The 10,159-nt window shown below is 62.8% G+C and carries 5 protein-coding genes and 2 pseudogenes; 2 read left to right on the top strand and 5 right to left on the bottom strand.

Annotated elements, in window-relative coordinates:
- Positions 1-310 precede the first annotated feature (310 nt).
- From A8M77_RS34415 to A8M77_RS36585, 3 genes are all read right to left on the bottom strand, one after another.
- Positions 311-3,607 carry a CHAT domain-containing protein gene (locus A8M77_RS34415; protein WP_158101057.1) on the bottom strand — a complete coding sequence of 1,099 codons (3,297 nt, stop codon included), beginning with the start codon at positions 3,605-3,607 and terminating at the stop codon, positions 311-313.
- A gap of 104 nt (positions 3,608-3,711) precedes the next feature.
- Positions 3,712-7,428 carry a DUF7379 domain-containing protein gene (locus A8M77_RS34410; protein ID WP_086925964.1) on the bottom strand — a complete coding sequence of 1,239 codons (3,717 nt, stop codon included), beginning with the start codon at positions 7,426-7,428 and terminating at the stop codon, positions 3,712-3,714.
- 115 nt (positions 7,429-7,543) lie between these two features.
- Positions 7,544-7,792 (bottom strand): hypothetical protein, encoded by a 249-nt coding sequence (locus A8M77_RS36585; protein WP_086925963.1) that lies wholly within the window; start codon positions 7,790-7,792, stop codon positions 7,544-7,546.
- Positions 7,793-7,877: 85 nt separating this feature from the next.
- Here A8M77_RS36585 and A8M77_RS35875 point away from each other — a divergent pair, with 85 nt between their 5' ends.
- The gene (locus tag A8M77_RS35875) at positions 7,878-8,258 is read left to right on the top strand and encodes a hypothetical protein (protein WP_143694885.1); all 381 of its coding nucleotides are present in this window, start codon (positions 7,878-7,880) and stop codon (positions 8,256-8,258) included.
- On the opposite strand, the gene A8M77_RS37110 is transcribed toward A8M77_RS35875, so the two are convergent.
- Positions 8,211-8,387 (bottom strand): hypothetical protein, encoded by a 177-nt coding sequence (locus A8M77_RS37110; protein ID WP_238137079.1) that lies wholly within the window; start codon positions 8,385-8,387, stop codon positions 8,211-8,213. The genes A8M77_RS35875 and A8M77_RS37110 overlap by 48 nt on opposite strands.
- A 299-nt stretch (positions 8,388-8,686) precedes the next feature.
- Between A8M77_RS37110 and A8M77_RS34390 the strand changes: the two are divergent.
- A pseudogene (locus A8M77_RS34390) lies at positions 8,687-8,923 on the top strand (transposase domain-containing protein); the annotation flags it as partial.
- Between the two features lie 307 nt (positions 8,924-9,230).
- On the opposite strand, the pseudogene A8M77_RS34380 reads toward A8M77_RS34390, so the two are convergent.
- A pseudogene (locus tag A8M77_RS34380) lies at positions 9,231-10,159 on the bottom strand (IS110 family transposase); the annotation flags it as partial.

Here is a 10,159-nt window from a genome sequence, read left to right as displayed (position 1 = left end):
GTCGTAATCTCCATGGTGGACGCTCCTTCCGATTGAGTGGTTGCTGACACATCCACTGTGGCACTTCGATGCCGTCTACAGGTGGGGGCGTCCATCCCATTGCACCTTGCATCTCCGCGGGTCCGCATTGAGCAGTTCTTCGTCAAAAGAAACATCCAGATGTGGGGCACGCGGGGGCATACTTGAGGGGGACACGTCGACGGACTGCCATCATCTCGAGCTACCACCCGCTTCCCCTTGGCTGAGCCTCTATCAAGCCAAATTCATGCTCGCGCGGGCCCACGCAGTCCTCGTTGCCGTAAGCGTCGCTTTAGGCTATCGCTCCTGAGAGGTAGAACGCGCCCCAGTCCCGGTATTGTGGAAACTGACGTCGGGTTTGGATCTGCGCCTTGCGGAAGGCATCTCCCTTCGTGGCGCCGTCACGCACTGCCCCATAGAGGCATACGAAGAAATAGCGCGCGCAACGACTCTCTACTGGCCACATCGTGCCGATGATCGTCGACACGCCGGCCATCAGCAGGCTGGCCGGAAAGCCTCGCAAGTTATCGCCGATGTCAAAGCGGCCCAGCGCGGTCTCGCAAGCGCTTAGCGTGACGAGGTCAACACCTTTGAGTTCCAGCCGCTGTATCTCATAGGCGTACAGCACGTCGCCCGCGGGATCGGGGCTGAGGTAGAGAGATTGGAAGCACGGGGTGCTTACTGGCAGGTCGCCGTGAGTGGCAATGTGGACTCGCCGGTGCCCTTGCAATGCCTCAAGGACCGCTTGCTTGTTCAGTGCCGCGCCAGTGAGGGCGCGCGGCGCATTCATGACGCGCGTCACGTCAAGGGCTTCGGCCTCTGCGTCGATGAGAGAGGGCAGCCCGCGCGCGTTTTCATCCGGAAAATCGAGACCGATCGCCATGAACTCTGCAAGCGGCACTTTCCAACTGCGGGCCGGGTCGAGCAAGTTCAGGCTGGATAGGTAGGTGACGTTCCACTCTTCAGCCAACGGAGCATCCTCGGGCCCGAACAGGTGGACGGGAGCAAAGTGGAAAGGCCCGTGTGGCCAGATGTAGAGGTGCTCCTTGCCGGCAGCGCGCAGTCCGTGCAACTTCTCCTTCAGACCACCGCCAAGCAAGTTCTCTTGTGCCGTAAGCAACTGGGTGGCGGCCTTCGCGGACACGTTGCGGGTTAGCGGGTCTTCTTGAATGGACCGGTGCAAGCCAGCAATGCTGAGCGCGAAGGGCGAGAGTGAAATGCGCTGTTCGCCGTCACCAAAGCTCATCAAATTGACGTTGAAGCCGGCAAGCTTCGCCTGCGCGCTATAGAAGTCATCCTGAGTCAGCAAGAGCAGAAAGTTCGCGGCATCGCCATCCGGAAGTTGGCCAACATACATCGCGAGCAGCGCACTCTTGGGGCCGAGCACCTGCTGCACCGTGTCCTCCGTCGTAATCCAACGACGCTGTGTCACACGGCTCCGCTGCGCCTCGCCCAGCGCGCCTTCAAACGCAATGCGCGCGTTGCGCAGGCGCTCGGCCGGCGTTGAGCCTCCGGCCTGCTCCTGACTGCTCACGTATGACGTCAGAATCCACTCGAAGTCAAGCTTGGTCGGCGAGACATCCGGTTGCGCGACACTCTCCTTCGTCAGTCCCGCGATCTGCGCCTCCATCTCTCGCGCCTCTTTCGAGGCCAGCCAGTCGCGGGGCCCTCCTTCCAGTAGTGCGTGCGCGAACGTGGTGCCTTTGACCATCTCGAGAAACATTATGAAGACGATCAGCTTGAGCTCGCCGGGTCGCATCAGCAATCCAAGTGTCTCGCGATACAGGCGCTGAAGATGTTCCGGTACGCCGGGGGAGCTTCCTTCCAGTCTCGGTGCGACAACTCCCATGTCTTTGATGAACCAGTAAAGTGCACGCGGCGATTCGCGCCGCGCGATGTCGACTACGCGTTCGACCGCGTCCATTGCCCGTGTCGGCGACTCGCAGTCGAGGAAAGCCATTGCGCTCTGCATGTAGAGCGATGATGCTTCTTCGAATTCCCGCACGTTGTACCGGTTGACTGCCGCACCAAGCAACAGGGCTGCCCGGGCCTCCTTCAATAGCTCAGGGTAGGTGCGCTTGAATTCCTCGCTCGCCAAGCTGGCCGCTTCCACGATCTCGATGGCCTGCTCTTCTTCGTCGCTCTGCGCTGAATGATATGCAAGCGACAGAAGTTTCGCCGCCCTGGTGAAATCATCGTCGTCGCTTGTCGCCAAGCGCTTGAATGCGGCCTGCAATGAACCTGTGGCAGAAGAAACTTGGTGAGGCGCATACGCTTGGTGCAGCAACAAGAGCCCTTGCAAGAAGAACTGGGTGCGTGCCTCTGCGGCTTGTTGACGGCCCAGAACCTGCGCGCGCGTCCAAAGCTCGAACGCCTGTTGAGGAGCCCATTTCAGGATGGCCAAGGCAGTCTGCGTGTACTGGCTGAGCTGCAGCTCGGCGGGCACGCCTCTGAGCGAACCTTGGACGGGCTTGCCGAGGAGCATCTGTGCCTGCCGCAGCAGTACCGGGTCCGCCTCATCGTCTTTCGCAGATCCCTCTTTTCCTCGGAACCAAGCTCGCATGTTCAGCACTTCGGTCCGCAAGCCCTGCACTTCCGGAGCGTCCAGAACCTGGATCGCTTCGCCGGCAATACGTTCGAACTCATCGTACCCGGGCGACAAACCCAGGATGCGCTGCCAGACAAGTGCTTGCAGTTGCGCCTTGCGCGAACGGCCAAGCGCTTCACCTGAACGGTGACGTGCGGCCCGCTCGAGATAGTCCGCCGCCTTTCGCAGGGCCTCGGCAGGCTCGGGCATCGCCAGCTTGCTCTTGTTCGAGTTGGTTCCACCGGCCGTTGCCACGCGGAAGCGGTTCATCCACGCAGCATGCTGAACCTGGTAGGGTTGAGCGTTCGAGCGGTTGGCTGTGTACGGGTCGAGGTAGAGCGTTCCGAGCAAATGCAACACCGTGGCCGGATCGGAAGCGCCCCTCGGGTCATCGATCACATATGCTAGCTTTTCCCCCCGGGCGACCGCGTCGTGGAACAGGTGTGGATCGGGCACTTCCCATACCGCGCGAGTGACAACATTTATCCAGCAAACGGTCGCGGTGAACTCCATGCTTTCCTGTTCGAATTCGAGAAGCGTTCGCCGCGCCTCGACTGCGTGGAGCATGAGTCGCGCCAACAGCACGCCATCTTTCCACTTGCCAGTGTGCGCCATGTTCTCAGCGACTGCGGACATGCGAGCAACATAGCTTGCGGACAGCCTCCAGGTCAAATCCGGAGCGGCCGCCATCACCACTCCGTGAGCTTGGGTAACCCGGCCCTCTTGCACTTGCTCGAAAATCGCGTCGAGCGGCCCAACGCCCAACGCCCATGCGCGCTCACGCACAAGATCCGCCACCCTTTTCAGCTTGCGCAAGGCCGAATCGACTTCGCTGGTGCGATCGGCCTTGCGTAGTTGGTCGTGCCACTCCGTTGAAAGAAGCACCGGGTTGGCGAGAGCAACTTCGATCGAATCGCTGCGTATGAACTCTCGCAGTGCCTCCAACACCTTTCCGAGCGTTGCGGCATCAACCGCGGCGGGCTTGTTGACGGAACCTGGCAAGTTCTGCCAGCCAATGCCGTGAAATCTAAGTGGCAATTGGGATATATGTAGGCCGCATAGACGAGACAGTTCGAAGCTAGCGGAACGTGACCAATTCAACCAGCTCATGGCGTGAATTCCAATAGACAATTCGGATGTGCGTAGACCGCATAGGAGAGCCAAGTCGCATCGCCCGCGCTGCGTGCCGCGGCGCGGGCTATGGTCACTGCGCGTCCCATGGTGGTCCCGCCCTGGACCTGCAGTGCTTGGTAAAGCGCCCGTGCGAAGTGACTGGCCGGCTCATCGCCGACCGACCAGAGGCAGCTCACGAAAGCACCGGCTTCGCCAACGCTATTGCTTTCGCCGACGCGCGCGCCGAGAAATGCAGGTGCAAAGCCTCCCAGGCTGGTGAGATTGAATCCGAGGCGGCCCACTTGGCACGCATTCAGAACTACCAGAGGACGGTTGTTGTCTGGGCCCCGCAGCTTTGCCTTTCGCGCAACGACGGGAGCCGCAAGCGGCTCGGTGACGTAGCGTTGCGCTCCCCCCGCCTGCGCGTAACTCCCCTCCAGCAGGACCGCGGCCCCGTCAATACTGCTGCCATCTGCGACCCCGTGGCCCGCGAAGTGCAGCAAGTCGAAGCCGCCGGACTGCAGTGTCGCCGTCACGTCGCGATAGTGGGGCTCAACTCGCTTCGCCCCAAGTGCCACCAGCATTGGCTCCTCCACCTGTTCCGCGGCGCGCAAGCGGAACCGCGGCTCCGGGTAGTGCGGCACCACGTACTGCATGCGTCCCGGTCGCACGCGGATGCGCGGCGGCGGGACTGCGCCATACAACCAGCGGCACAAGCCCAACTCACCCAAGAAGCAACCGTCGGGGCTTTCCGGGATTGCGGGATCGTCGAGACGAGCAATCTCCCACGGCACAAAGGGCTCGTCGCTTCGCACCAGTACAGACTTGAGCTTCCCCTCCCTGTAGAGACGCCACAAGAGATCGGCTAGCGGAGGCGGAACGAGTTCCTTGAAAAGTGCCGCGCCCCGTGCCTTGAGGTTGTCGTTGAAGATCTCTCGATTCCCCGCGCTCCCCAGCCATGCCTGTTCGATGTCGTGATACAGCTTCCTCACCCAGAGTTGCAGATCTCCAATGATCGCGGGGGACTCGAATCGGTTGAACGCAACTTCCGGAATGTCGATGCTGTAGCGAAAGCGGGTTTCGTCACCGTTGCGCTGCTGCGTAATTTCCAGGGTCGCCACATCCGGCAAGTCGTCCCCGTTCTGGATAGTGCCTTGAGCCGCAAGCGGAGGAGCGGCTATCGTTGTGCTGGAGCCGAGGATCTGCGGACGCAGAGAGAGGGTCACAGAGCGTACGGCTCCCTGCCGGACGATCACCCAGATCTCGCCGCTTCCTTCGTTGGTCGCGATGACATCCACGTCCAATACACAAGGATTGCCGGATGTGGGGGGCTCAGGTAGCGTAGCGCGCGAATCTTCGATCAAGGCGCTTGCCAGGTGAAAGCCGACGCGCGGAACTACCTCGATCGTGATCGGGCGCTTTTGAAGCTTCACGGCGGTGCTCTGAGCAAGTGCCCCCGGAGTTATGGTGATCTCATCTGCTGAGAGCGTGACAGTGACGGTCGCTCTGCTCCCGACCATGACCGTAGGCGGCATCTCCGCGTTGATGTTGCAGACCACTGGCTCGGTCGGCGAAGTCACGGGCGGTATTGGGGTCGACCCTTCTACCAGTGGTGAGGTGGGAAACGTGCCTTCGAACGACCGCGTGACCCCACGCGTGAAGCGCACCGGAGGCTCCGTCGCGTGCGTAAGAACATCGAGCGCGGCGTCATCGGTCGGGATCACCGCGACAGGTCGATCGCCCTCGACAACGACGGCGCGCCGGGAGTACTCGGGAAGGAACTCATCCGCCTCGAGAGGCGTTCGGCCCTCGAGGGATCGCAGAAATGGCCCGTTCGGCACAACACGCGAGCACCGAGACTCGCGCACATGAAGCGCTTCGCCCATGGACGCATCGGGGTGTGCCCGGCGCAGCTCATCGAGGTTGGGCGTGTAGTGCAGCGTTCCCGGATAGTCGGGGTCGCTCCTGCGGAACACCACGAAGTGCGCACCTTCGTCAGACGCTTTCTGCAGGGCCTCCTTTACGAGCGTACTCGACTCGACCACGACGATGCGCGGATCCATTAGTTCGGCGTTGACAGCCTTCACGGCGCGTACAGGCGCCAAATCCAGCCAGTCCGCGATGGCGTCGACCGTTTCGGGCTGAACGAAGTAGTTAGTATGGTAGACCAGCGGATTGGTGCCAAAGTCCTGCGTGTCCTTGATGTAGTTGCCGGCCACGGGATCGATGGATGACATGGACCCGACGTTCACGACTAGGTCGTTTCCCGCGTTCTTCATCAATGCGCCGATGAAGCCGTTGGCGAGCATCAGCGCGAGGCGGCGAGGGAATTCCTTCGGCTCGCTTCGCTCGGCATCCACCAGGATCGGCCGGAAGCTGGAAACGATGGAGTAGTACTGCGCACCTTTGGGCCGCGGCGCATCAGTTTCGAGTTGGTTAATGTCGAGGACGAATGCTCCTCCCGGATCCATCGCGGCGAGACCCGGCGCGCGCTTGTGCTCGACGGCGGCGTCGACCAGGTAGCGCACAAAATCGCCAATGCCTTCGACAAGTTCACCCGCCGCGAAGCCTGCCTGCGGCGCGCCCAGCAGGGTGAGCGCCTTTCGCCCTGCCAAGGCCAAGTTGGTCAGGAGGTCGAGCAGGGCGTGCCAGTTCTCAGGCCGCGCAAGTTCGGTGCCTGCGTTGGTGGAGCCGACGAAGATTACCTTCCCAATATGGGGCTGCCACGGCGCGCGGGGCAGGATCTTCTCGATCAGGAACCGCGTGACGAGCGCGCCTCGGCTGTGGCACACGATGTCGATCGTGGGCGGCTGAGGGCTGTTCAGCGTCTTCAGTGCCTCGTAGAGTCCGCTCGCGTTCTCCGATGGCTCGACAGACAGTGTGCGGTGGTCATAGCCGATTAGCGCGTCGTACTTGGCGTCAGCTTCCTTTAACAGCGCCTGGCCCCAGCGCGTGGCGCGGAGATCCCCGAACGCCCCGGCCGTGCTAGAGAACGTGCCATGGACGAGCAGCAGTACTCGCGCATTCGCATTCGGCAGAGATACTTCTGCGAAGTTTTCGGGCTTGTCCCAGTCGACGGCCTCCTTGTCGGCTGCAACTATCACGGGCCCTATGCGCTTCTTCTTTTCGAGCTGGTTGACGATGACGCTGGCGGCCTGGGTGGCGATGTACTTCAGGACGACCACTTTGACCCGCTCCAGCATCCAGTCGGCGAAGACGTTGCGTTGCTGCTGGGCCGTGGCAGTCGCGGCCCCAGGGGCCTGCACGACGAAGCGGGCCCGGCGCGCAGGCGCCATGCTGGCGCGTGTTGTGCCGACTGCGGAAGGGTTCGGGGTTTCGATCGCGTCGGCGAACTGCCAGGCGACGACGCCCTCACATTCGACAAGCAAGGTGGCCGATTCATCCGCAGCTAAGTCGACGGTAACCATCGGCGTGGTCGTCAAGTCCAAGGCGCGCGTGGAGGCACCGGGACGCCGCACCAGTTCCGGGAGTTCGCGTTTGGAAACGCCCCACTCGGAAGAGAGCTGTCCGACAAGCCAATCAAAGTCAGGGTTGGCAGGTAGGCCGGCGGTCGGCGCGCTTGCGATGGGGGTGCCCCCCATGCCGCCGATGAACGGCGCGACGCGTGTCGTTGGCGCTGGGTCTGCTTCCCACACTCCCTCGTCGAAAGTCAGAGTGATACCCGCGTCGGCCGGATGCGTGATGTCCATCGTTCCTCCTGGAGGTGGTGTTGCGTAGACCCGCAGCGGGATTGTTTCGCAGTTTAGGGAATTTGAGTGAAAAGCATTGCTCGTGCATCCCTAGTAGAAGGGATGCGACCGCGGCTCATCTGCTTGCGAGTATTTCGGTGCTGGGCAAGAATCGCATTCCGCCGTGCCTGATCCGCTGGCCGGAGTGCTGGGTCAGACGGACGTGAAGCTCGGGCACGAACTGCGCTGGTACCTGGAACACGACCTGGATTACCCGTTCGGCCCCAACGAGCAGCGCGCCGAGCGTATGCTGCAGGCGCTGCAGGCGCTGCAGGCGCTGCAGGCGCTGCAGGCGCTGCAGGCGCTGCAGGCGCTGCAGGCGCACCTTCGAGCTCCTATTCGGTCAAGGCGAGGCAGGCAACTGGTACCACGACGCCACGCGGGACGGCCACACCGAACTGCGCCTGGTGGTGGCCAGCGACGACTCCCGGGTGCTGGCCTGGCCGTGGGAGGCGCTGCACGATCCGCTGGTGGGCGGCAGCTTGGCGCAGCACTGCCTCATCGAGCGCCAGCCTGACCATCTGAGCGATCCGCCTCCTTTGCACCAGGCGCTCTCGCGCGAGCGAATCGGCATCCTGCTGGTCACGGCGCGCCCTTACAAGGGGGACGTGGCCTGCCGCAGCATCTCGCGCCCGCTGGTCGAGCTCGTCCATCAGCGGGGACTGCCTGCCGAGGTCAAGGTGCTGCGCCAGCCCACCTTCGGTAAGCGTCGGCTCAACACCCTCTTGACTGCGGCTGGGTGCTCAGATGTCGACCACCTGGCGCAGCATGTGGAACGGCACCCGCCATGAGTGACCGTTGCCGGTGTCGACGGTGGCTGTTCGCTGGTTGATGCGCACGACGGTGCCGACGTGGGGCTGGAGGTACTTGTCGTCGAACGAGACCTTCTCACCGCACCGGAAGTCATCCCGCGCAGACATGGCCTGTGATGGTGCAGGGCGAGGCGGGGTCGCCGTTGCTGCATTGTTGCAGGATCCGGTGCTTCGACCGCTGTATAGGGCAGCTTCCACTCGCGCCGCGTGCCTTCCTCGTGCAGGATGACCTGCGTGTCCTTGTTGGCGACCACCTTGCCGTTGCGCATCTGGCCGTCGCGCCAGTCGAGGAAGCGCACGGTCTGCCCCAGGTTCATGTGGTGCGCACGGCGAGGATCCGTCGTGGATCGGCCAGCATGCGCTCGATGATGGCGCTCAACTTGAACAGCTCCAGGCTGCTGGCACGGTTGGAGAACCAGATCCGACCCATCGCCCTCGGGAGGTCGAACTGGCTGTTCGCCGGTAGCTTGCGCGCCGGCCAGCGGGCCGCAGCCGTTATGAGCTTGGTGCACTCGGCACGCCTGAACGGGCACGAGCCCCACGCGTACTTGAGAGACATCCTCGAGCGGTTGCCCACGCAGCCGGCCAGTCGAATCGAGGAGTTGTTGCCCCACCGCTGGCAACCACCGACGCCGACAGCCTGATCTGCCGCCGTCGTCAAGACGGGATCACCGCGCGTACATGGACGCCCCCGGTTTGCCAAGCTTCCAGCTCGCTGCCGCACTGAGGAAGAGATTGCACCCGTACATCCGGACTTTTGATGCGAGACGAGCTCGCTGTCCCTGATGGGTTCTGCTGGTCGGCGCCTCTATCGCTTACACGCACTCGAAGTGCCTCGTCCGGCGCGGGCTGTGCCAACCACGGTCTGACCTGTCGTGCCATCAACTTGCTGGTTGCCTGAGCAATCGGCGGTGGGGTTCTCCTTATCCGTTCAGGGTCGTCGACGTGAGATTACGCAGCAGCGTAGCTGGAGCTGAACTGTCGGCCGTGCGCCAATAGCGCCCAGACGGTTCTCGCTGTCTTGTTTGCCATTGCGACCGCCGCGACGTTCTTGTTGCGGCGCGTCTTAAGCTTGACCAGCCAGCTGTCGGGATCGGCTCGCTGTGTGGCCCGGTAAATGACGGAGCGGGCGCCGTGGATGAGCATCGTGCGGAGGTACGCGTCACCGCGTTTGCTCATGCCCAGCAGCGTGGGCTTGCCCCCACTGGAGCGCTGCCGCGGGACCACGCCGAGCCAGGCCGCGAACTGTCGGCCATTGTCGAAGTTCTTCGCGTCGCCGATGCTCGCGACCAGGGCAGTTGCTGTCAGCGGGCCGATACCCGGCACCTTCTCCAGCCGCTGACTCGCCTCGCTGGCACGGTGCCACGCCTTGATCTGCGCCTCGATCTCCTCGACCTGCCGCTGCAGCAGCTTGAGGTGCTCGAGCAATCGCTGAATGAGGAGCCGGAAGGAGCCCGGCAACTCGTTCTCGGCATCTTCGATCAGTGCCGGCACGCGCTGAGCGATATAGGCAATGCCTTGAGGCACGACCAAGCCGTACTCGCCGAGAAGGCCCCGGATCTGGTTGGCCTGAGCCGTGCGCGCCCTCACGAAACCCTGGCGGACCCGGTGTAGTGACAGCACTGATTGCTGCTCGACATTCTTGATCGGCACGAAGCGCATCGACGGTCGGGCCACCGCCTCGCAGATTGCCTCCGCGTCCGCGACATCGTTCTTGTTGCTCTTGACGTACGGCTTGACGAACTGAGGCGCCATCAACCGCACCGTGTGCCCCATTGACTGCAGCTTGAGCCCAGTGGTGTGCGCTGGCGCAGGCTTCGATGCCAACGAGGCAGGGCGACAGGTTCGCGAAGAAGGGAGCGACCTGATCGCGGCGCAAC

The organism is Variovorax sp. JS1663 (assembly GCF_002157355.1).
Lineage (GTDB): Bacteria > Pseudomonadota > Gammaproteobacteria > Burkholderiales > Burkholderiaceae_C > Variovorax.
Note: the sequence above shows the minus strand (reverse complement) of the source record. Positions and strands in the feature narration are given on the sequence as shown.

Coding starts and splice junctions, on each gene's coding strand:
- A8M77_RS34410 (WP_086925964.1), bottom strand. CDS start 7,428: ATGGACATCACGCATCCGGCCGACGCGGGTATCACTCTGACTTTCGAC.
- A8M77_RS37110 (WP_238137079.1), bottom strand. CDS start 8,387: ATGTCTGCGCGGGATGACTTCCGGTGCGGTGAGAAGGTCTCGTTCGAC.